Source organism: Pseudomonas mohnii (genome assembly GCF_900105115.1).
Classification (GTDB): Bacteria; Pseudomonadota; Gammaproteobacteria; order Pseudomonadales; family Pseudomonadaceae; genus Aquipseudomonas; species Aquipseudomonas mohnii.
This window is the reverse complement of the sequence record NZ_FNRV01000001.1, coordinates 2430396-2452360: the sequence shown is the minus strand read 5'-3', so window position 1 is coordinate 2452360 and position 21965 is coordinate 2430396. Positions and strand designations below refer to the sequence as shown.

Here is a 21965-nt window from a genome sequence, read left to right as displayed (position 1 = left end):
GGGGTGCCAATACCTGGGCATTGACGATGCTGCGAGGCCCGATCAGGAGACGTCCTTATAATCGGGGGGAGATTGTATCTAAGAAATGCAGGGAAATGGTCGTGTTTAATGACTTTTATTAGGCGTCTGGTCAGGTCGTTAGCAGATGTTGCACCCGCGAACGGGATTGATGCTGACTGATGCGGGCGCCAGCGGGCAGAGGTCGGTGCAACCAGTTGAGGCGAATTTCTTCGATTTCGACCCAGCCATCGCCCATCGGTTGAAGGCTGCATTGCTTGAATGCCTGGCAATGGCCCTTGCTGTCGAGCAGGGCAAAGCTGCGGTGGCGCGGACGTGGGGTGAACAGCGAAACGAGAAAACGCATGGCGGATTACCTTTTGGGTGGTTACCGACAAAGTTGACAGCCAGTCGTGACACGCAAGTGAATGGCGGATGAAAAATGTGTGACAGGAACCGCGTGGGCGAGGGTGTGTCAGAGATTTCAGTAATCGTTGCATGACCCTAGTTAGCCGCAGTGGCGCACCGCTATACTGCCGGCCTGTTTGTGCCTGATTCTGGAGAGAAGAGCATGTTGCAACGCCTGTTGTTCGGTTTGATCACTGTGACCAGCTTGACGCTGGTCGGCTGCGCCCACAGTCCGCAACAACTGAGCCCGGAACCCAAGCTCACCGCTCAACTGGCGCCGGTAGGCCACGGTCAGCCGGTGGTGGTGCGTGTGGTGGACGGCCGTCCGTCGCCGACCCTGGGCACCCGTGGTGGCCTTTACCCGGAAACCAGCGCGATTACCGTGCAAGGCCAGCAGATCCTGCCGAAGTTGCAGGCTCAAGCCGAAGCCGCCGTGCGCCTGCTGGGCTTCACCCCGACAACCAACGCGATGAATGCGCCACAACTGACCGTGACCCTGACCGAGCTGAAGTATCAGTCGCCCAAAGAAGGCATGTATGTGACCGAGGCAACCATCGGCGCGACCTTCCGCTCCGATGTACAGAATGCCAATCGTCGCTACAGTGGTCGTTATGGTTCATCCCTGGACCAGCGTTTCGGCATGGCGCCGAACCAGGAAACCAACACCAAGCTGGTCAGCGACGTGTTGAGCGATGCCTTGACCCGACTGTTCAAGGATCCGACCGTGGGGCAGATTCTCGGCGAGTAATGCGAGCCCCTGTAGGAGCGAGCCCGCTCGCGATGGACTTGAGGACGCCGCGGGGCATCAGATACCCCGCGTAATCGTTAACGACCATCGCGAGCAGGCTCGCTCCTACAGGGGGGCTTGGTATCAAGCCGCTTGCGAATAAAAGTCCAGCACACTCACACCCGTCAGCAAATCCGCTTCGGGCAAGTCCGCATGTTGATGGCCGCCCAGCGCGCAATACACCAGCCAATGGCGGTCCTGAACGTTGAAAGCGAGGCTGCCGACGAGGGCTTGTTGTTCGTCGCTGTGATTGATGAGGTAGAGGCGATCCTGGTTTTCTGCGTGCAACATGACACGGTCCCTGTCGGTTTCGAGGGGCGACAGACTGACCGATACAGATGACGGTGCCGTGACGCAGGACAACCGTTGGTCAAATGCTTGTTATTTGTCGGAAAGAGCGGGCAGACGCCCAGGCTTTCGGTAGAATTCGCGCGCGGTCGTCGGTTCGGCGTCTGCCACATCTGTTTCCCCCGAGGCCCATGATGTCGCTGCATTTGATGACGCTGTTTACCGCCCATCCCGCCAAATTGATCAATCTGCTGGCCTTGCTCTTTGCTTGCCCCGGCGGATGGCTGCTGCACGCGACCCGCCGCCGCGAGCAGCGCGCGATGGCCAGCCTCGAGGCGCAGAGCCAGAGCCGTCGCATCGATGAGCCCATGTTGTTTCTTGATGGCGCGACCGTGCGCATGAACCGGTTTTTCTACAGCTTCGGTTTTGCCTGCCTGGGGTTGGCGTTGCTGGTGTCGTGGATCAGCACGCGGGTCTGAAGTTGACCTGAACCCTGTGTGGGTTGATCAGAAAAAACAAACGGCGCCCAAAGGCGCCGTTGTCGTATCCGCGAACTGCTTTACAGCGGCAATCCTGCCTTCACACGGTACTGATTGCGTACCGGCGTCGCATATTGCACCACCAGGAAGGGGCGGTGCTCCTCGGGGCAGGCGTCCAGGCGCTGTTGCCATTGCTCCTGGGCCTTGGCCAGTTCGTCGGCCGGGAACATCTTGGCGGCGCTCGGTACCTGCAATTGCGGGTCGGCGTCCTTCCATTGCGCATAGGCGAGGTAGTGCACCGGGAACAGGCGATAGCCGCCGAGGATTTGCTTGTCCATTTCGACGGCCAGTTGCTTGGTGTCTTCGAACAGCTCGGTGATCGGTGCGGCAAAGTTCACATGGACCCGACCCTTGTAGCCGGTAATGCCCTTGGCGATGCTGACGTCGTCCTCGCCCGGCACTTTGGTGTAGCTGCCGGTGGTGGCGCGGATATAAAGCTCACGGGCCTTGGCCAGGTCGCACGGGTCGTATTCGTAGCTGATCGACACCGGAGTGAGGTTCAGCGAGCGAATGACTTCGCCAAATGGCTCGTCCTTGCGGCTCATGTGGAACATCTTGAGGATGGCCGACTCGGTACGGTCGTCGCCGTCCTTGGCCCGGCCTTCGGCCTGGGCGATCCAGATCGAGGCGCAATCGTTGCGGATTGAATGATTGATGTACGCGGAGAGCAGTTGGTACGCCGCCATCTTCTCGCGGCGACCGCTGATCGAGCGGTGCACGATGAAGCTCTTGTTCAGGCGCATCAGGTCGCTGACGAAGGGCTTTTGCAGCAGGTTGTCGCCAATGGCGATGCGTGGCGTCGGCAGGCCGGCGTGGTACACGGCGTAGTTGACGAAAGCCGGGTCCATCACGATGTCGCGGTGGTTGGCGATGAACACGTAGGCGCTGCCGGACTTGAACTGCTCGACGCCGGTGTACGTCACACCGTCCGTGGCCCTCTCGATGGTGTGGTCGACATACACCTCGACTTTGTCCTGCAACGAGGCGACCGAATTGACGCCGGCGAACTCACGACGCAGCCGATGAGCTATAAGAGGTTTGAGCGCCCAGCCTAAAGCGCCAGCGAAACGCGGGAAGCGGAAGTGGGTGAGGATATCTAGAAACGCCTTGTCGCCGAGCAACCGTGCCAGCACCGCTGGGACTTCGCTGTCGTCGTAAGGTCGGATGGCATCGAATTCGCCCATCATGCTCTCTTGTTGGAAACGGCTAGGGTAAGTAAAGGTTTTGATCGAAAACCGACGGGGCACGGTCTGAAAAGTAGTCAGACAAAAATAGCCCTGCAAATAGACCGGCGATTATACGCACAAGTCACCTGGGAGACCGCGATGCTGGAAACCGAGCATTATCAATGTCCGTATTGTGGTGAAGTTTGCGAGGCGGTTCTGGACTTGTCTGGCGGTGATCAGCAGTACATTGAGGACTGTCCCGTGTGTTGTCGGCCGATTGTGTTCACGCTGCAAACCGATGGTCAGGAATGGATGCTCGACGTGCATGGCGAAAACGAGTGAGAGCCCTTTATGCAGCGCATCTACGAACCGGAAAACCTGATGGAAGGCGAGTTGCTGCAAAGCATGCTGGCCAGTGAGGGCATCGAGGCGCATCTGGTCGGTCGGGATCTGGTGGGCGGCACCGGCGAACTGCCGATCTTCGGCCTGCTGGGATTGGCGGTGGAGAACGATCAGGCGCAATACGCCCGGGAGCTGATCACCGCGTACAATGCCGCGCTGCCGCTGTCCGGCGATGAACCGGAAAGTTTTCCAGGCACGCTGGTCTGTTAGGCTGGCGTTCGTTTGATCAAGAGTCGTGTTGCCCCATGTGTGGACGTTATGCCCTGTTTCGCTGGAATCCCGCCTTCGCGGCCCTGCCCGGTTTTCCCGCCGATCAGCAGGCGCAGTGGAACATTTCCCCCAATGATTCGGTGTTGATGCTGCGTGCCGGTGCGGACGGTCAGCGCGAGTTGGCCCGTGCCCGTTGGGGCCTGACGCCGCCCTGGCTGACCGATCTGTCGCGCACTCCGGCCCACGCCCGCGCCGAAACCGTTGCCGAACAACCGATGTTTCGCCAGGCCTTGCGCGAACGCCGCTGCCTGTTGCCGGCCAACGGTTTCTACGAATGGCGCGGCACCACGCGCAAGCGCCCGTACTGGTTGACGCCAGGGGAGGGCTCATCGTTGTTTTTCGCGGCCATCTGGGAGGCGTATCCGGTGCAGGAACAGGTGTGGTTGAGTACGGCCGTGATTACCCAGCCGGCCGCCAGTCAGCGCCGACCGTTGATTCTCGATGCGGCGGCGCAGGACATCTGGCTCGATCCCGAAACGCCGTTGCATGCCTTGCAGGCATTGCTGGCCAGCGAGCCCGCAGCCTTGCGCGAACGGGTACTGGCGAACATGGTCAATGATCCGAAGCTCAATGGGCCGGAGTGTTTGACGCCGGGTTGAGTTCTTTGGCGACTGGACCGGCCCCATCGCTGGCAAGCCAGCTCCCACAGTGGATTTGTGAACACCACAGGTCTGTGTGGGAGCTGGCTTGCCAGCGATGAGGGGCCTCGAATCAAACCCTGAACTGATTGATCAACCGCCGCTGCTGTTCGGCCAGCTTGGTCAGATCCGCACTGGCCGCGCTCGATTCATCCGCGCCGCCGGCCACTTCATTGGCCACTTGGCCGATGTTGATCACGTTCCGGTTGATGTCGTCGGCCACCGCACTTTGCTCCTCGGCGGCGCTGGCGATCTGGGTGTTCATGTCATTGATTACCGACACCGCTTTGGTGATGGTTTCCAGCGCCTCCGCCGCTTTTGCCGCGTGTTGCACGCTTTCGTCCGTGCGATTCTGGCTATCTTCCATGACCCGCACCACATCCCGCGTGCCTTGTTGCAACTGCTGGATCATGGTCTGGATTTCTTCCGTGGCTTTCTGGGTCTTCTGCGCCAGATTGCGCACTTCGTCAGCCACCACCGCGAAACCGCGCCCCTGTTCACCGGCCCGTGCCGCCTCAATGGCGGCGTTCAAGGCCAGCAGGTTGGTCTGCTCGGCGATCCCGCGAATGGCGGTGAGGATTGCGTTGATGTTCTCGCTGTCCTTGGCCAGTGTCTGTACGGCACCGACCGCGCGCCCGATTTCCAGCGCAAGTGCGCCGATGGAGGTCGAGGTGTCGCGGACAATTTGCATGCCCTGGCTGGCAGCCTGATCCGCGTGGCTGGCGGCTTGCGCAGCCTGGGTCGCATTGCGCGCCACGTCTTGGGCGGTGGCGGTCATTTCGTGCACCGCCGTGGCAACCTGGTCGATCTCGGCCATCTGCTTGTGCACCCCGGTGTTGGTGCGAATGGCGATGTCGGCGGTGTGTTCCGACGAGTCGCTGACGCTCTGCACCGACGCCACCACCTGTGTGATCATCGCCTGCAACTTGGCCAGGAAGGTGTTGAAGCCTTTGGCGATCGAACCCAGTTCGTCGGCACGGTCGCTGCTCAGGCGGCGGGTCAGGTCGCCTTCGCCCTGGGCGATGTCATCGAGCATGGCGACCATTTGCTTGAGTGGGCGAGCAATGCCGTGGCCCACCAGCCAGATCACCAGCAAACCGATACCGGCAATCAACAGGCCGACCATGGCCATGCCGAAGGTGTCGGATTTGCGTTGGGTATTGAGGTCAGCCTGAAGCTTTTGCAGATCGGCCATCACCGCGTCCAGCGGTAGTTGCAGCATCAGGGTCCAGCGCGCGTCGGTCTGGCCGATGCCGAAGGGCAGGTACAGCTCGATCCGGCCCTGGTTTTTGTCGACGGTATAGGTGACTTCGCCGCGCTTGAGATTGGCCATGTTGGCGATCTGCTTGCTGTCGAGGATGTCGCTGACCTTTTCGCCGAACTTGGTCGAGTCCTTGGTATAGGCGACGATTCGGCCGTTGCCGCCGATCAGGGCCATTTCACCGGCACCGCTGTAGAGCTTCTGGTTGGCGCCCAGGAGCATCTCCTGAATGAAGTTCACCGACAGGTCAGCGCCGACGATGCCCTGGAACGCACCGTTGAGCATGATCGGTTCGATAAAGGAGGCGAGCATGACGATCTTGTCGCCGACCTTGTAGGGCGCCGGATCAATCACGCAGGATTTTTTGGTTTCCTTCGAGCACAGGTAGTACTCGCTGGCGCGCACGCCGGTGGACAGGGTTTTCTGGTCGTCGACATCCACCAGTTTGTCGAGGCCGAGGCTGCCGTCCTCGTTGCGGAACCACCACGGCAGGAAGCGCCCGTTGACGGGGTCGATGCCGACGACTTTGGTCCCCATGTAGGCCGCATCGTTATGATCCAGTGCGTCCTTTTCCCAGCCGATGTAGGTGCCGAGGATTTTCGGGTTCCTGGCGACGTTTTCCTTGATCAGACCGATCAACTGCTCACGGCTGAGGCTCAGTGAAGGCTGGCCATCAGCACCCGGCGTACCGATGAGTGCATTGACCCGCACCAGTCCGCCGGCGATCAGCAGTGGCGCTTCGAGTTCGCGCTGAATCTGGCTGACCTGAGTCTGCGCCAGTGAGGTCAGGCGTTGTTCGATCACCTGCTCGAATTGCGCCTGGGTCCGCTCCTGGACCATGTCTTGCGTCCGTGCCCCGGAAAACAGTGCATAAACAACCAGTGCTGCCACGACACTTAGAACAATGGCACCGGCAAGGGCTGCCACGGAAAACTGGATTGACTTGAATTTCATGGGGGCTCCGCACGCGAGAAGACGACTGCGGAGGTGTATCGGCAGGAGGTGGAGCGGGCATTAGCAGCTGTTACCGAAATGACTGTTTTGGCGTGTTCGAGGTCGTAATTGGATAAGGGTGAAACCTTATTGGCCGTGGCGTGCGCAGGTTTGTGAATTTTTTCCTGCAGTGGTGAGCGCTTTGCACGAAATCGGCGTCTTATATCCATTGTATCTGGCGTCGATACATTTGCGCGCATAGGATACAGGCATGTTTTTACGGAGCTTTTTGATGAACAAGACATTGGTGTTGTGTGGGCTGAGCGCGAGTCTGCTGCTTGCCGGCTGTCAGTCGGTCAACACGACCAGCGGTGGGGCCGTAGGTGTTGAACGCAAGCAATACATGTTCAGCATGTTGTCCACCGATGAGGTTAATCAGATGTACGCCCAGTCTTATCAAAAGACGGTAGGCGAGGCGAGCACTCAGGGTGTGCTGGACAAGACCAGTAGCGATGCCAAGCGGATTCAGGCGATCTCCGATCGACTGATTGCCCAGGCTCCGGTGTTTCGTCCGGATTCGGCCCAGTGGAAGTGGGAAGTCAATCTGATCAAGAGCGATGAGCTCAACGCCAACTGCGGGCCGGGTGGCAAGATCATTTTCTACACGGGCCTGATGGACAGCCTGAAACTGACCGACGACGAAATCGCCGCCATCCTCGGCCATGAAATCGCCCACGCCCTGCGCGAGCACGGTCGCGAGGCGATGTCCAAGGCCTATGGCATCGAAATGGCCAAGCAGGGCGCCGGTGCCTTGCTCGGATTGAGCCAGGACAGCCTGGCACTGGCTGACACCGTGGCCAACTACGGCATGACCTTGCCCAACAGCCGCGCCAATGAAAACGAGGCGGACTTGATTGGTCTCGAACTGGCCGCGCGCGCCGGTTACAACCCGAATGCCGCGATCACCCTGTGGAACAAGATGAGCAAGGCTTCGGAAGGTGCCCCACCGGAATTCATGAGCACCCACCCGGCTTCGTCGAGTCGTATTGCGTCCTTGCAGGCGGCCATCCCGAAAGTCATGCCGCTTTACGAGCAGGCCAAGAAGTCCTGATCGGATTCAACAAAAGCTGCATGTTTTCAGCTTTTGTGGCGAGGGAGCAAGCTCCCTCGCCACAGTTCCTGGGTACCGATCTAACGCGTCAAACCCAGCCGCTGCTCTGCATCGCCTTGTACACCGCCACGATGGCGAGGATGAAAAAGGCCGAAGCCGCCAGCCGACGAATCAGCGTCAGTGGCAATTTTTCAGCGGCAAAGTTACCCGCCAGAACCACGGGTACGTTGGCAATCAACATGCCCAGCGTGGTGCCGATAATCACCAGCCACAGCTCCGGATATTGCGCGGCGAGCATCACCGTTGCGATCTGAGTCTTGTCGCCGATTTCGGCGAGGAAGAACGCAATCAACGTGGTCAGGAACGGTCCGAACTTGCGTGCGGTGCTGGCTTCGTCGTCATCCATCTTGTCCGGCACGAGGGTCCACAGCGCAGTGGCGGTGAAGCTCGCCGCGAGGATCCAGTGCAGCATCGTATTCGAGAAGAAACTTCCCACCCAGGCGCCTACCGCGCCGGCTGCCGCGTGGTTGGCCAAGGTCGCGGCGATGATCCCGGCGATGATTGGCCAGGGTTTGCGGAAGCGAGCGGCGAGAATGAGCGCGAGCAGTTGCGTCTTGTCGCCGATTTCGGCCAAGGCAACGATTGCGGTAGGTACGAGTAGTGAATCCAGCATCAGGGGTTTTCCTAAGGGGCGGGTCGACACGGCTATGACACGTACAGCCTTCCCGCCCCGGGTAAGGTGTTCGTGTCATAGGTCTTGTCAAACCCCGGCGATCCATCTGGTGTGGACGCTTGGGTCGCATACGCCATGGTCTGAGGACCAAGTATGTTGACGTATGCCGGACGAGCGTGGCGCTCGTGGGAGACTACTCCCCTAGGACGGAGCGGATTCTGCCTAGGCAAAATCCTTTCGGCAAGCAGAAATTTCTTAACCGCGCTTGGCCCGGTAGATTCTGAAGCCCTGTCCCTCGGCCTTGATCGCGCACACGCCCAGATGCTCTTCGATCAGTGGCTGATACTTCAGGAAGCTATTCGCCACCAAGCGCAGTTCGCCGCCGTTTTTCAGATGTTTTGCGGCTTTTCGCAGCAAGTTCTCGGTGGCGAAGTAGTCGGTATGGACGCCGACGTGGAATGGCGGGTTACTCAGAATCGCACTCAAACCCATAGGCGCGGCGTCGATGCCGTCACCGGTAATGACGTCTGCTTCCAGACCGTTGGCAGCCAGGGTCAAGCGACTGCTGGCGGCGGCGAACGCATCCACGTCCAGCAAAGTGACCTGGTTGTGCGGGTAGCGACGTTTGACCGCCGCCCCCAGCACACCGGCGCCGCAGCCGAAATCCAGCAAATGGCCGCTCGGCAGTTTGTCCAGATGCTCCAGCAACAGCGCGCTGCCGCGATCCAGGCGACCGTGGCTGAACACGCCCGGCAGGCTGATGACCTTGAGTGGGCCTTCCGCCAGCGGCAATTCGTATTCCTGGGCCAGGCTTTCCAGCGGTTTGGCTGCCGGTACATTGACCACGGTGACTTGCCAGAGCTGGCAATGGCGCGCGCTGTCGAGTTTGCGTGGCTTGCCGAACGGGTTTAGTTGCTTGGCCGCCCCCTCGATACCGCTTTTTTTCTCGCCGACCAGATACACCTCACGACCTTCCAGGCGCGAAGCCACGGCGTTGAGGATGTAATCGGTCAGGTCCTTGGACTTGGGCAGGAACACCACCGCGCTGTCGAACTCGCGCTGCGGGACATTCACGCCAAAATGGCTGCGCTCGGCAAAGCGCGCATCCAGGGCCGCCTGGTCGCCGGCGTGCCAGCACCAGCCGTGAGCGGCCGGCAGGCGACCGAGCAAGTCGTCGGCGGGCAAACCGGCCAGCAGCACCGAACCCTGGAATAAGTCGGCCTGACGAAGCAGTACTTCACTGCGCGGATCCATAACTGCTCCTGTGGAAAAAAGTGCCGCAGTTTATCAACTGACGACCCGCAGCGCCTTACCGCTGAAGTACGCCAGAGCGTTTTCCGTGACTTGACTCACGATTCGTTGCCGCGCTTCGCGACTGCCCCAGGCGTTATGCGGGGTGACGATCAGTCGCGGGATGTCGTGGGCCAGCAGTGGATTGCCATGGGTTGGCGGTTCGACGCTCAGTACATCGGTGGCGGCGCCGCCCAAGTGGCCGTTACGCAACGCATCGGCCAGCGCTTGCTCGTCGATCAGGCCGCCTCGGGCCGTGTTGACGACGAAAGCGCCGGGTTTCATCGAGGCCAGCTCGCGGGCGCCGATGAAATGACGGGTGTGTTCGTTGAGCGGGCAGTGCAGGGTCAGCGCGTCGATCTGCGGCAGCAGTTCTTCCAGCGGCAAGCGATCAGGGCGGGCAGGGCGGCCTGGAATCTGACCCAACAGCACGCGCATGCCAAAGGCTTCGGCCAGGCGCGCGACCGCGCCGCCGAGTTCGCCGTGACCGAGCAAACCGAGGGTTTTGCCCTCCAGTTCGACAATCGGGTAGTCCAGCAGGCAGAACTGTTTGGCCTGTTGCCAGCGACCTTCGCCGACAGCTTTCTGATAGTCCGCCAGGCGTGTTGCCAGATTGAGCAGCAACATGAGGGTGTGCTGGGCCACTGAAGGCGTGCCGTAGCCCTGGCAGTTACAGACGGTAATCCCGTGGGCGCGGGCGGCAGCGAGATCGACGTTGTTGGTACCGGTCGCCGTGATGAGGATCAGCTTCAGCTCGGGGCTGGCGGCCATGGCGGCGGCGTCGATCTGGATTTTATTGGTGATGGCGACAGTGGCGCCCTTGAGATGCTCGATCACCTGATCCGGCAGGGTCTGGGGGTATAGCTGCAACTCGCTGAAACAATCGCGTAACGGGCTGAGGTCGAGGTCGCCCAGATCCAGGGACGGGTGGTCGAGGAAAACGGCGCGGCGAATGTTCGTCATCAACTGTACCTTTTGTGCAATGAACTGAAGGCGTAATCTGCGAGCCTACCAGATGAAACAACCAGTTACGCTTGTCCAAAAGGAGCCTTCATGTACTGGACAGAGTTCTTGACCGTTGCCCTGATTCACCTGCTGGCCGTGGCCAGCCCCGGCCCGGACTTTGCCGTGGTGGTGCGTGAGAGTGTGACCCACGGTCGTCGTGCCGGCACCTGGACGGCGCTCGGTGTCGGCACCGCGATTTTCTTGCACGTCGGCTATTCGCTGCTGGGCATCGGCCTGATCGTGTCGCAGTCGATCGTGCTGTTCAATGCCTTGAAGTGGGCCGCTGCCGCTTACTTGCTCTACATCGGCTTCAAGGCCCTGCGGGCGCAACCGGCCAAACCGGTGGCGGATGATCTGCACAAGGAAGCGGGCGAACGCACGGCCCGTGGCGCGTTCACTTCGGGTTTCGTGACCAATGGCCTCAATCCGAAAGCCACGCTGTTTTTCCTGTCGCTGTTCACCGTCGTGATCAATCCTCACACACCGCTGATGGTGCAAGCCGGCTACGGCATTTACCTGGCCGCCGCGACCGCGACCTGGTTCTGCCTGGTGGCGATGCTGTTCAGCCAGCAACGTGTGCGCGCCGGTTTTGCTCGCATGGGGCACTGGTTCGACCGCACCATGGGCGCCGTACTGATTGCAATCGGTGTGAAGCTCGCGTTTACCGAGATGCACTGATCCTACGTGGCGCCGAGTTCGCTCAGCTTGTTCAGGGTGTTCAGGTATTGCCGGGGATTTTCTCCCAGCAAACGACGGAACATCGCGCTGAACGCGCGGGCGCTGCCGTAACCCAGGTCCTGCGCCACGCTCTGCACGCTTTCCCCGGCGAGCAGGCGGGGCAGGGCTTCCATCAAGCGCAGCTGCTGGCGCCAGTCATTGAAATTCATCTTGAGCTGTTGCTGAAACAGTCGTGCCAGAGTGCGTGAACTGGCGCCGACCTGCTGTGCCCAGTCCTCCAGCGTGTTGAGGTGATCAGGTTTTTGCAGCAGTGCCAGACAGATACTCTGCAAGCGCCGGTCCTCGGGCATGGGTATGTGCAGCGCAAGGTTTTCCAGGCTGGCCAGCTCTTGCAGCATCAGTTGCTGAATCAAAGGATTTTCAGCGTACTGCGGGCCTTGCACTGCCCGCACGATCAGCTCGCGCAGCAGCGGCGTGACCGCCAGCACACAGCACTGCTGCAGGTTCGCCGGCGACAGTTCGGCGTCGATGAAGAGCGAGCGCATGCGCACCTCCCCGGACATGAAAATCTCATGTTCCACCCTTGGCGGAATCCACACGGCGCGGGTCGGTGGAATGATCCACGCACCCTGCGCCGTCACCACTCGCATCATCCCGCACACGGCATACAGTAACTGCGCTTCGCGATGTTGATGAAGTTCCTGGTGTGCGCCATCCACGTAATCTCGGGGATAGGCACTGACCGGCCCGTGCTGGAAATGGCTGATTAACATGTCAGATCCGATGACTTTGTTGTCAGGAATGCGCTTTTTCGCCAACTTAGCATAGGTCGCTCACTCCAACGTAAAGCGTGCCGCGATGAACCAGTCCAGAAACGTAATCCGCTACATCAATGCCGCCCATGTGATCGACCACATGTTCATGCTCATATTTCCCGCCGCGGTGCTCGGCATGACGCAGGCGTTTGCCCTCGATTTCGCGGCGCTGATCGGCTTGTCCCTGGGCGGATTCATCGCCTTTGGCGCTTGTTCCTTGCCGGCCGGTTGGCTGGGGGATCACTGGAGTCGACGGCGAATGATGCTGGTTTTTTTCTTCGGCATTGGCGCTTCAGCGATTTTTACCGGGTTGAGCCACAACGCACCAATGTTGGTGCTGGGTCTGACGCTGATCGGGATTTTTGCAGCGATCTACCATCCGGTGGGCACCGCGATGCTGGTGGCCTACGCACAAAACCGTGGCCGGGAGATCGGCATCAATGGCATGTGGGGCAACCTGGGCGTGGCGTTTTCAGCGCTGATCACGGGGTTGCTGGTGGCGCATTTCGGCTGGCGTGCGGCGTTCATTCTGCCGGGTGTGGTGGCGATGGTGCTGGGCGTCGGGTTCGCCTTGCAGGTGCATGAGGAGCCTGTCCCCCAGCGTCCCCACACGCCGCTCAAAGGTGCGGGCGGTCAGCGAATCTCCATGGCAGTGGTGTTCGGCGTGCTGGCATTGGCCACGGCGACCGGCGGCGTGGTGTTCAACGCGACGACGATGACTTATCCGAAATTGTTCCAGGAGCGGTTGCACGAGTTGTTCGCGTCGCCGCAAACCTTGGGTGTCGTGGTCAGCCTGGCTTACGCCTTTGGCGCCGTGGCTCAGTTGAGCATTGGCCGGGTATTGCATCGAGTCAGTCTCAAGTGGCCGTTCGTGGTGCTGACGATGTGCCAGGCGCCGCTGCTCTACGCACTCGCCTATGGTGAAGGCTGGGGCGTGATTGCGTTGGGGGCGGCGTTCATGTTCGTGGTGTTCGGCCAAGTCACGGTCAACGATGCGATGGTTGCCAATTTCGTTGCGCCTCAATGGCAGTCACGAGTCTTTGCGTTGCGTTACTGCCTGTCTTTCGGCGCCAGCGCCACCGCCATTCCTCTGATCGCCTACGTCGAACCGCTCCAGGGATTGGTCGGGCTCTATCTGATTTTGGCGGCGATCGCGGCATTGACCTTCATGGCGGCCCTGGTCTTCCCGCGGACGCCCTCGGAGGCTTTGGCGGGACAAACGGCCTGAGCGCTGTGCATACCGACAAATGCTGGCGCAACGCTAGCATTTGTGCGGCTCTGCAAATCATTCCTTTGGCTGATTTGGCTGGCGATCAAGGGCACTAAAGTGCTTGCTTTCAGCCACGACCGTGCAGTCAGAAAAGGGATTCTTATGTTGCAGACTCGCGTTATCCCCCCAGCCGAAGGCGCTTACCAGTATCCGCTGCTGATCAAACGGCTGCTGATGTCCGGGGCGCGCTATGAGAAAACGCGCGAGATCGTTTACCGCGACCAGTTGCGCTACAGCTATCCGACCTTGATCGAACGGGTCGCTCGGTTGGCCAATGTGCTGACAGAGGCCGGGGTCAAGCCTGGGGACACCGTGGCGGTGATGGATTGGGACAGCCATCGTTATCTGGAATGCATGTTTGCCATTCCGATGATCGGCGCGGTCATCCACACCATCAACGTGCGCCTGTCGCCGGAACAGATCCTCTACACCATGAACCACGCCGTGGACCGCTTTGTACTGGTCAACAGCGAGTTCGTGGGGCTGTACAACGCGATTGCCGGGCACCTGACCACGGTCGAGAAAACCCTGCTGCTGACCGACCTGCCGGAAAAGACCGCCGACCTGCCGAACCTGGTCGGCGAGTACGAGCAACTGCTGGCGGCCGCGAGCCCGCAATACGACTTCCAGGATTTCGACGAAAACTCGGTCGCAACGACTTTCTACACCACCGGTACCACCGGTAATCCCAAAGGCGTTTACTTCAGCCATCGACAACTGGTGCTGCACACCATGGGCGTGTCGACCATCATGGGCGCGATCGACAGCGTGCGCCTGCTGGGCACCAACGACGTGTACATGCCGATCACGCCGATGTTCCATGTGCATGCCTGGGGCCTGCCCTATGTGGCGACCATGCTCGGGCTCAAGCAGGTTTATCCCGGGCGCTATGACCCGGAGTTTCTGGTGGAGCTGTGGCGCAAGGAAAAGGTCTCTTTCTCTCATTGTGTGCCGACCATCCTGCAAATGGTCCTCAATGCCAAGGCAGCGCAGAACACCGATTTCGCTGGCTGGAAAATCGTCATTGGCGGCAGTGCACTCAATCGTGCCCTGTACGAAGCAGCGAAGGCCAAGGGCATTCAGTTGACGGCCGCTTATGGCATGTCGGAAACCGGGCCGCTGATCTCCTGCGCGCACCTCAACGACGAGTTGATGGCCGGCACCGAAGACGAGCGCACCACCTACCGGATCAAGGCTGGCGTGCCGGGGCCACTGGTGGAAGCGGCGATCATCGACGCCGACGGCAATTTCCTGCCCGCCGATGGCGAGACCCAGGGCGAGCTGGTGCTGCGTGCGCCCTGGCTCACCGAGGGGTATTTCAAAGAGCCGCAGAAGGGCGCCGAGCTCTGGGCCGGGGGCTGGCTGCACACGGGTGACGTGGCGACCCTGGACGGCATGGGCGTGATCGACATTCGCGACCGGATCAAGGACGTGATCAAGACCGGCGGCGAGTGGGTGTCCTCCCTGGACCTGGAAGACCTGATCAGTCGCCATGTGGCGGTACGCGAAGTAGCAGTGGTGGGCATTGCCGATCCGCAGTGGGGCGAGCGGCCGTTTGCCTTGCTGGTGGTCCGCGAAGGCCATGTTATCGATGCCCGGGAACTCAAGGAACACCTCAAACCGTTCGTGGAACTGGGGCACCTGAGCAAGTGGGCGATCCCGAGTCAGATCGCTCTTGTTACTGAAATTCCCAAGACCAGCGTCGGCAAGCTCGACAAGAAGCGAATTCGCGTCGATATCACCGAATGGCAAGCCAACAACAGTACCTTCCTTTCCACGCTTTAAGCGTGCTCCGGCGTGCCCACAAGGGCACGCCGGCCCCACCAAGCAAGCGCTTGGCTTGTCAAATCAGAAAATTAAGCCATCCTTGCCCTGCCGACGGGCGTCGGTCTGGCAAAAGGACTGTTCCAGAGTGGCTGACAGGTGCAAATCACACTTTAGAGGGATCAAGCACTACTACCTGCTGGCTATAGTCCGCTCAAGGATTTTTAAGAACGGAGCAAACGCACAAAACGGGGCGATGCAATTTTGGAATGACTTCGGGATGCCTTGGCTCCCCGTCATCCACAACGTTTTTAGAAGTGCTCACTGCCATAACAATAAAATGCACATGGAGTAGCGTCGATGACATCAGTAAATCAGTTCTGGCGCCGGGCGAAACTGCCTCTGGCCGTCAGTCTTGCCTCTACGCTCGCCGGGCCAGCATTCGGCGTCAGTTTCAACGTTGGTGAAATCGAAGGCCAGTTCGACTCGTCCCTGTCCATTGGTGCCAGTTGGTCTACCCAGCAGCCGAACAAGAACCTCATCGGCGTCAACAACGGCGGCCATGGCCTGTCCCAGACTTCCGATGACGGTCACCTGAACTTCAAGAGCGGTGAAACCTTCTCGAAGATCTTCAAAGGCATCCATGACCTGGAACTGAAGTACGGCGATACCGGCGTGTTCGTCCGGGGCAAATACTGGTACGACTTCGAGCTCAAGGACGAGAGCCGTCCGTTCAAGGACATCAGCGACGACAATCGCAAGGAAGGCGCCAAGTCCGCTGGTGGCCAGATCCTCGATGCCTTCGTTTATCACAACTATTCCATTGCCGATCAGCCAGGTTCCGTGCGTCTGGGCAAGCAGGTGGTGAGCTGGGGTGAAAGTACCTTCATCGGCGGCGGCATCAACTCCATCAACCCGATCGACGTGTCCGCGTTCCGTCGTCCGGGTGCCGAGATCAAGGAAGGCCTGATCCCGGTCAACATGTTCTACGTGTCCCAGAGCCTCACCGAAAACCTGTCGGCCGAAGCGTTCTACCAGCTGGAATGGGACCAGACCGTCGTTGACAACTGCGGCACCTTCTTCTCTCAGCCGGACATCATTGCCGACGGCTGCGACAACAACCTGCGTGTGCTGAACAAACGTTCGACCATTCCGGCCGCAGCCTTGCCTACGCTGACCCGACTGGGCGTCGACGTCGACAACGAAGGTGTGCTGGTGCGTCGTGCCGGCGACCGCGATGCACGGGACAGCGGCCAATGGGGCGCGTCCTTCAAGTACATGTTCGATCCGCTGGACACCGAATTCGGTGCCTATTTCATGAACTACCACAGCCGTGCGCCGATCTTCAGCGCCACCGGTGCTCCTGCGTCGACCTTTGCCGGGGTGAGGGCGTTGCCGGCGCAGTTGCAAGCACTGGCGCCGCTGATTGTCGCGGGTAACTCGAGCTACTTCGTCGAATACCCGGAAGACATTCGCCTGTACGGCTTGAGCTTCTCCACCACCCTGCCTACCGGTACGGCGTGGAGCGGTGAAGTCAGCTACCGTCCGAACGCACCGGTGCAGCTCAACTCCACCGACATCCTGTTCGCTGGCGTACGTCCTTTGGGCGGCGCGCTGGCCAACGCTTCGCTGCTTTCCGCACCACCGGGCACGGATCTGCACGGCTATCGCCGTAAGGAAATCACCCAGTTCCAGACCACCCTGACGCACTTCTTCGATCAGGTCATGGGCGCCAGCCGTCTGACCCTGGTCGGTGAAGTGGGCGTGACCCACGTCGGCGGCCTGGAAAGCACCTCCGACGTCCGCTACGGCCGTGATCCGGTCTACGGGCCTGGCGAGCTGCCTGCCACCGGCGGCCAGAACACCTGCGTGGCGCTCAACACCAGCACCATCAACGGTGCAGGTCCAGGTGCTGCAACCAACAACCGCAGCCGCAACTGCAACGATGACGGCTTCACTACCGCCACTTCCTGGGGTTATCGCGGTCGGGCCATCTGGGAATACAACGACGTATTCGCCGGCGTGAACCTCAAGCCCAACGTCGCCTGGTCCCATGACGTGAGCGGTTACTCCCCTGGCCCTGGCGGCAACTTCGAGGAAGGTCGCAAAGCGGTCAGCCTGGGTCTGGACGCCGAGTACCAGAACACCTACACCGCGAGCCTGGCTTACACCAACTTCTTCGACGGCAAGTACACCACCGTGGATGACCGCGACTTCGTTGCGCTCAGCTTCGGCGTGAACTTCTAAGCACTGTATTTTCAGGACGAACGCACATATGAAAATAACAAAGAGTCTGTTCCACGCCGGTGTTCTGGGGCTTTCGCTGCTGGCGACCAGTGTCATGGCGGCGGTCCCGGCAGCCGAGGCGGACAAGCTGGGCAAGAGCCTGACCCCCATGGGGGCCGAAATGGCGGGTAACGCCGACGGTTCGATCCCGGCCTGGAAACCCATGCCGAAGAACGCCGGTTCCGTCGACAGCAAAGGTTTCCTGTCCAATCCGTACGCCAGCGAAAAACCGCTGTTCATCATCACGGCGCAGAACGTCGAGCAGTACAAGGACAAGCTCGCCCCGGGCCAGTACGCGATGTTCAAGCGTTACCCGGAAACCTTCAAGATGCCGGTTTACCCGTCCCATCGTGGCGCTACCGTGCCGGATGACGTGTTCGCCGCCATCAAGCGCAACGCCACCAATACCAATCTGGTATCCGGCGGCAACGGTCTGGAAAACTTCGAAACCGCAGTGCCGTTCCCGATTCCGAAAAGCGGCGTTGAAGTCATCTGGAACCACATCACCCGCTATCGCGGCGGCAGCGTAACCCGCCTGGTCACCCAGGCTACGCCGCAGCCAAACGGCTCGTTCAGCCTGGTGTACTTCCAGGACCAGTTCGTGTTCCGCGACAAGATGAAGGACTACGACCCGAAAAACCCGGGCAACATCCTGTTCTACTTCAAGCAGAAAGTGACCGCTCCGGCACGTCTGGCCGGTGGTGTGCTGCTGGTTCACGAAACCCTCGACCAGGTTAAGGAGCCGCGTTCGGCCTGGGTCTACAACGCCGGTCAGCGCCGTGTGCGTCGTGCGCCGCAAGTGTCCTATGACGGGCCGGGTACCGCAGCCGATGGCCTGCGTACCTCCGACAACCTGGACATGTACAACGGTGCGCCGGATCGTTACGACTGGAAACTCGAAGGCAAGAAAGAGATGTACATCGCCTCCGACGCCTACAAGCTCGACGACCCGAATCTGAAGTACACCGACATCATCAAGGCCGGTCACATCAACCAGGACCTGGCGCGTTACGAGCTGCGCCGCGTCTGGCATGTGGTCGCCACCTTGAAGGAAGGTCAGCGCCATATCTATGCCAAGCGTGACTTCTACATCGACGAAGACACCTGGCAAGCAGCGGTGATCGATCACTACGACGGTCGTAACCAACTGTGGCGTGTCGCCGAGGCTCATGCCGAGAACTACTACGACAAGCAAGTACCGTGGTATGCGCTGGAAGCCTTGTACGACCTGCAATCGGGCCGTTACCTGGCATTGGGCATGAAGAACGAAGAAAAGTCCGCGTACGACTTCGGCTTTACGGCCACCACCAGCGACTTCACCCCGGCGGCCTTGCGTCAGGATGGTGTTCGCTAACGTGCACTGAACAGAGGCCGCATCCTCTAGAAACGCCCCGACTGGTTCGGGGCGTTTTTTTGTGCGTTGATAAAGCTGGCGGCCTCATTTCAACGTCGGCGCCATGGAGTGAAACGAGGCTGTGATCTTTTGTTCGTAGACTTTTTGTAGTCATTTGTAGCAACAACCTTCATAACCACTTCGTTTACCGCTAGTCTGCGGACATCTGCAACGCCGCCATCCGCAATTCAAACAAGAGCCGGCCATGACTGATCTGTTCCCTCCACCAGGTCCTGCAAGCGTTGCCGTCGCCACGCTGGCCGGGCGTTTTTTCCGGCCACCCTTGCCCGACGGCCATGTGCTGCGGCCTCGTCTTTGCGAGCGTCTGAGTACAGGGCTCAATGGTCGGCTGTTACTGGTCAGTGCACCGGCAGGGTTCGGGAAAAGTTCGTTGGCGGTGGAGTTCTGTCAGTCGCTGCCGGCCCATTGGCAAAGCCTTTGGCTGGGATTGAGCCCGCGAGACAGTGATCCGGGTCGATTCCTCGAACGCTTGCTCGAAGGCCTTCAGGACTATTTTCCACAACTGGGCAGGCAGTCCCTGGGGCTGTTGAAGATGCGCCAGCGGCATCAGCCGTTTGCTTTTGAGGAATGGCTGGACGGCTTGCTCGACGAACTGGCGGTGCACCTTTCGACAGCGACGCCGCTGTTACTCGTGCTCGATGACTATCATCTGGCCCAGGGGCCGGTGCTTGATCGCTGCCTGCAGTTTTTCCTCAACCATTTGCCCGACGGCTTGCTGGTCATGGTCACCAGTCGCCAGCGCCCTGACTGGCATCTGGCGCGGCTGCGCTTGTCGCGGCAACTGCTTGAGCTGAATGAGCAGGACTTGCGCCTGACCCACGACGAAGCCTTGACCTTGCTCGACCGGCACAGCAGCTCATTGCGCGGTGAGGCCCTGGAGAGCCTGATCCAGCGCAGCGAAGGTTGGGTGGCCGGGTTGCGCTTCTGGTTGCTGGCGGCCTCGGAGGCAGGCAGCCAAGGCGCATTGCCCCAGGCGCTGCACGGCGGAGAGGGACTGATCCGCGATTACCTGCTTGAAGAAGTGATCGATTGCCTGCCCGCCGAGGTTCAGTCGTTCCTTTACGACACGGCCCCCCAGGAACGTTTTTGCAGTGAGCTGTGCGACGCCATTCGCGACGCGCATGACAGCGCCGAGATCCTGCGTTTTCTGGCTGCACACCAGGTTTTTCTGGTGCCACTGGACGAACACGGCCACTGGTATCGTTATCACCATCTGTTCTCCGATCTGCTGCGCACGCGGCCTACTGCACAGCCAGTGGTGCCGGCCGCGAGCCTGCACCTGCGTGCCTGTCGCTGGTTCAATGCCCAGGGTTTGCTCGACGAAGCGGTGGAGCAGGCCTTGCGCGCCGGACACCTGGATGTGGCGGCGAACCTGGTACAAAACCTTTCCGAAGAGCAATTGCTGGCCGAGCAGAACGTCGGCATGTTGCTGCGCTGGAAAATGGACTTGCCCGACAGCTTGCTGATCAGCACGCCGCGCCTGATCGTCCTCTACAGCTGGGCGTTGGGGCTGGCCTGTCAACTGGATGCGGCCGAGGAGCTGTCGAGCCATTTGAGCCGCTTCCTGCCGGCCCCGTCGGCCACGGCGCAGAAATCCATGCTGGCGCAGTGGCTGGCACTGAGCGGGATCATCGCTCGCGGGCGCGGCAACCGCGAGCTAACGCTGCTCTATTGCAGCGAGGCGCTGGAAAGCCTTCCGTGCAAACGCTACGGGCAGCGTTTGATGTGCCTCTCGACCCTGTCCAATCTCGCCATCGCCGATGGCGACTTGTGGCGTGCACGCGAGTTGAACCGGGATTCTCTGGAGTTGGCACAGCGGGTTGGCAATCCGTTGTTCGAAGCGCTGGCCCACTACGACCGCGCCCGAGTGCTGCAGGCGCGCGGGGAAATCCTTCGTTCACTGGATGAAGTCCGTCAAGGGTTGCAACGTCTGCAAGGTTTATCGGCGCAACGGCTTTATGCGGTACGCGCGAGACTGGCCTTGTACGAAGGATTTCTGCTGGCGCAGCGCCTGCAACCACAAGCGGCGAAGGCGCGATTGCAGGTTGGGTTGAGCGAGGCACGTGCATGCCGCGACATCAGCGTGCTGATCGGCCACTGCGTGATCGCGCGGCTGGAAGGCAGCAGTGGCGAGTTCGCCAAGGCCTTTGCCGAGCTGGCCGAAGCCGAACGGCTGATGCACATTTGGGATGTGCCGCCCATCTACTATCTGGCGATGATCACGCTGGTCAAATGCGAACTCTGGCTGGCCCAGGGGCGCACCGATCTGGCCGAAGCATGGCTGACGAGATTGAGTCAGACCTACAACGGCGAACACCCGGCGGCGCCTCCTGAATTCCACCCGCAACTGCCACTGCACATCGAGCTGCAGCAAGCTTTGCTGGAGGTTATTCAGGGCCAACCGATGCTGGCCGAAGGGCGTTTGAATGCTCTGCTCGAACGTGGTCAGCAAACCGGTCGGCAGTTGCTCAGTACGATGGCACTGACGCAAATAACCTCGTTGTTGCTGAGCACTGGACGCGAACCCGAGGCTCGAAAGTCCTTGGGACAGGCCTTAGAGGCGGCTGCCGGTGGCGTGCTGCAACCGTTTGACAGGTTGTTGGCCGAGCACCCGGACTGGCTGCGTGGACAGCTTCAACTCTGCGCGCCGACGACCGTTTGCCAGGACCTGGCCGAGAAACTTCCGACGTCCGTGGTCCGCCCGGCGCTGGAATCCACCGCAGCGGCAGAACAGCTCAGTACGCGGGAACTGTCTGTGCTGCGCCTGATCGCCCAAGGCTGTTCGAACCAGGAAATCAGTGATCAGCTGTTTATTTCCCTGCACACGGTCAAGACCCACGCCAGCCACATCAACAGCAAGCTCGGGGTGGAGCGGCGTACGCAGGCGGTTGCACGGGCGAAGGAGTTGGGGGTGTTGGGTTAAGGGTGAAACTAAAGTTACACAGGGCGGTAAATTGCCGGGCGCCGATT

Annotated in this window: 20 protein-coding genes, 1 pseudogene and 1 riboswitch; of the genes and pseudogenes, 12 read left to right on the top strand and 9 right to left on the bottom strand. The window is 60.3% G+C overall.

The window, feature by feature from the left end:
• Positions 1–130: 130 nt before the first annotated feature.
• Positions 131–364, bottom strand: coding sequence for a hypothetical protein (locus BLV61_RS11455; protein WP_047533099.1), 234 nt, complete (start codon positions 362–364; stop codon positions 131–133).
• A gap of 204 nt (positions 365–568) precedes the next feature.
• Here BLV61_RS11455 and BLV61_RS11450 point away from each other — a divergent pair, with 204 nt between their 5' ends.
• Positions 569–1153 (top strand): YajG family lipoprotein, encoded by a 585-nt coding sequence (locus BLV61_RS11450; protein WP_047533097.1) that lies wholly within the window; start codon positions 569–571, stop codon positions 1151–1153.
• Positions 1154–1276: 123 nt separating this feature from the next.
• Here BLV61_RS11450 and BLV61_RS11445 read toward each other — a convergent pair whose 3' ends face one another.
• Entirely contained in the window at positions 1277–1483 is a 207-nt protein-coding gene (locus BLV61_RS11445) for a hypothetical protein (protein WP_047533094.1), read from the bottom strand.
• A gap of 191 nt (positions 1484–1674) precedes the next feature.
• On the opposite strand from BLV61_RS11445, the gene BLV61_RS11440 reads away from it, so the two are divergent.
• Positions 1675–1959 (top strand): hypothetical protein, encoded by a 285-nt coding sequence (locus BLV61_RS11440; RefSeq protein WP_090465004.1) that lies wholly within the window; start codon positions 1675–1677, stop codon positions 1957–1959.
• An 80-nt stretch (positions 1960–2039) separates the two neighbouring features.
• Here BLV61_RS11440 and BLV61_RS11435 read toward each other — a convergent pair whose 3' ends face one another.
• On the bottom strand, positions 2040–3203 hold the full coding sequence (locus tag BLV61_RS11435) for a 1-acyl-sn-glycerol-3-phosphate acyltransferase (protein ID WP_208604207.1): 1164 nt from the start codon (positions 3201–3203) through the stop codon (positions 2040–2042).
• Positions 3204–3344: 141 nt separating this feature from the next.
• On the opposite strand from BLV61_RS11435, the gene BLV61_RS11430 reads away from it, so the two are divergent.
• Genes BLV61_RS11430 through BLV61_RS11420 form a run of 3 tightly spaced genes read left to right on the top strand, consistent with a single transcriptional unit; the run spans position 3345 to position 4456 of the window.
• A complete protein-coding gene (locus BLV61_RS11430; RefSeq protein ID WP_047533087.1) occupies positions 3345–3527 on the top strand; it encodes a CPXCG motif-containing cysteine-rich protein in 183 nt (60 codons plus the stop codon).
• 9 nt (positions 3528–3536) lie between these two features.
• Positions 3537–3797 (top strand): putative signal transducing protein, encoded by a 261-nt coding sequence (locus tag BLV61_RS11425; RefSeq protein ID WP_090464998.1) that lies wholly within the window; start codon positions 3537–3539, stop codon positions 3795–3797.
• A 35-nt stretch (positions 3798–3832) separates the two neighbouring features.
• Positions 3833–4456 (top strand): SOS response-associated peptidase, encoded by a 624-nt coding sequence (locus BLV61_RS11420; RefSeq protein WP_047533082.1) that lies wholly within the window; start codon positions 3833–3835, stop codon positions 4454–4456.
• A 112-nt stretch (positions 4457–4568) separates the two neighbouring features.
• Here the strand turns inward: BLV61_RS11420 and BLV61_RS32045 are convergent, their stop codons facing one another.
• Positions 4569–5312, bottom strand: coding sequence for a methyl-accepting chemotaxis protein (locus BLV61_RS32045; RefSeq protein WP_425272119.1), 744 nt, complete (start codon positions 5310–5312; stop codon positions 4569–4571).
• Positions 5313–5423: 111 nt separating this feature from the next.
• Positions 5424–5621, bottom strand: a pseudogene (locus BLV61_RS32040) (HAMP domain-containing protein); the annotation flags it as partial.
• A 1360-nt stretch (positions 5622–6981) separates the two neighbouring features.
• Between BLV61_RS32040 and BLV61_RS11410 the strand changes: the two are divergent.
• Positions 6982–7800, top strand: a complete 819-nt coding sequence (locus BLV61_RS11410; RefSeq protein ID WP_090464993.1) for a M48 family metallopeptidase — start codon at positions 6982–6984, stop codon at positions 7798–7800.
• A gap of 88 nt (positions 7801–7888) precedes the next feature.
• Here BLV61_RS11410 and BLV61_RS11405 read toward each other — a convergent pair whose 3' ends face one another.
• The 3 genes from BLV61_RS11405 to BLV61_RS11395 all read right to left on the bottom strand — a co-directional run bounded on the left by BLV61_RS11405 (position 7889) and on the right by BLV61_RS11395 (position 10726).
• Positions 7889–8473: a TMEM165/GDT1 family protein gene (locus BLV61_RS11405; protein WP_047533074.1), complete on the bottom strand. Its 585-nt coding sequence runs from the start codon at positions 8471–8473 to the stop codon at positions 7889–7891.
• A 99-nt stretch (positions 8474–8572) separates the two neighbouring features.
• Positions 8573–8688, bottom strand: a riboswitch (yybP-ykoY riboswitch).
• 40 nt (positions 8689–8728) lie between these two features.
• Complete coding sequence (locus tag BLV61_RS11400; RefSeq protein ID WP_090464990.1) at positions 8729–9727, bottom strand: class I SAM-dependent methyltransferase; 999 nt, start codon at positions 9725–9727, stop codon at positions 8729–8731.
• A 33-nt stretch (positions 9728–9760) separates the two neighbouring features.
• A complete protein-coding gene (locus tag BLV61_RS11395; RefSeq protein WP_090464988.1) occupies positions 9761–10726 on the bottom strand; it encodes a 2-hydroxyacid dehydrogenase in 966 nt (321 codons plus the stop codon).
• A gap of 90 nt (positions 10727–10816) precedes the next feature.
• On the opposite strand from BLV61_RS11395, the gene BLV61_RS11390 reads away from it, so the two are divergent.
• A complete protein-coding gene (locus BLV61_RS11390; RefSeq protein WP_090464985.1) occupies positions 10817–11446 on the top strand; it encodes a LysE family translocator in 630 nt (209 codons plus the stop codon).
• 2 nt (positions 11447–11448) lie between these two features.
• Here the strand turns inward: BLV61_RS11390 and BLV61_RS11385 are convergent, their stop codons facing one another.
• Positions 11449–12219: an AraC family transcriptional regulator gene (locus BLV61_RS11385; RefSeq protein ID WP_047539060.1), complete on the bottom strand. Its 771-nt coding sequence runs from the start codon at positions 12217–12219 to the stop codon at positions 11449–11451.
• An 85-nt stretch (positions 12220–12304) separates the two neighbouring features.
• Here BLV61_RS11385 and BLV61_RS11380 point away from each other — a divergent pair, with 85 nt between their 5' ends.
• The 5 genes from BLV61_RS11380 (at position 12305) to BLV61_RS11360 (ending at position 21918) form a co-directional block, all read left to right on the top strand.
• On the top strand, positions 12305–13489 hold the full coding sequence (locus BLV61_RS11380) for an MFS transporter (RefSeq protein WP_090464983.1): 1185 nt from the start codon (positions 12305–12307) through the stop codon (positions 13487–13489).
• Between the two features lie 144 nt (positions 13490–13633).
• A complete protein-coding gene (locus tag BLV61_RS11375; protein WP_090464980.1) occupies positions 13634–15316 on the top strand; it encodes a fatty acid--CoA ligase in 1683 nt (560 codons plus the stop codon).
• A 339-nt stretch (positions 15317–15655) separates the two neighbouring features.
• The gene (locus BLV61_RS11370) at positions 15656–17542 is read left to right on the top strand and encodes a DUF1302 domain-containing protein (RefSeq protein ID WP_090464977.1); all 1887 of its coding nucleotides are present in this window, start codon (positions 15656–15658) and stop codon (positions 17540–17542) included.
• 28 nt (positions 17543–17570) lie between these two features.
• Positions 17571–18935, top strand: coding sequence for a DUF1329 domain-containing protein (locus BLV61_RS11365; protein ID WP_047533054.1), 1365 nt, complete (start codon positions 17571–17573; stop codon positions 18933–18935).
• Between the two features lie 244 nt (positions 18936–19179).
• Positions 19180–21918, top strand: coding sequence for a winged helix-turn-helix domain-containing protein (locus tag BLV61_RS11360; protein WP_090464974.1), 2739 nt, complete (start codon positions 19180–19182; stop codon positions 21916–21918).
• The last annotated feature ends 47 nt before the right edge of the window (positions 21919–21965 follow it).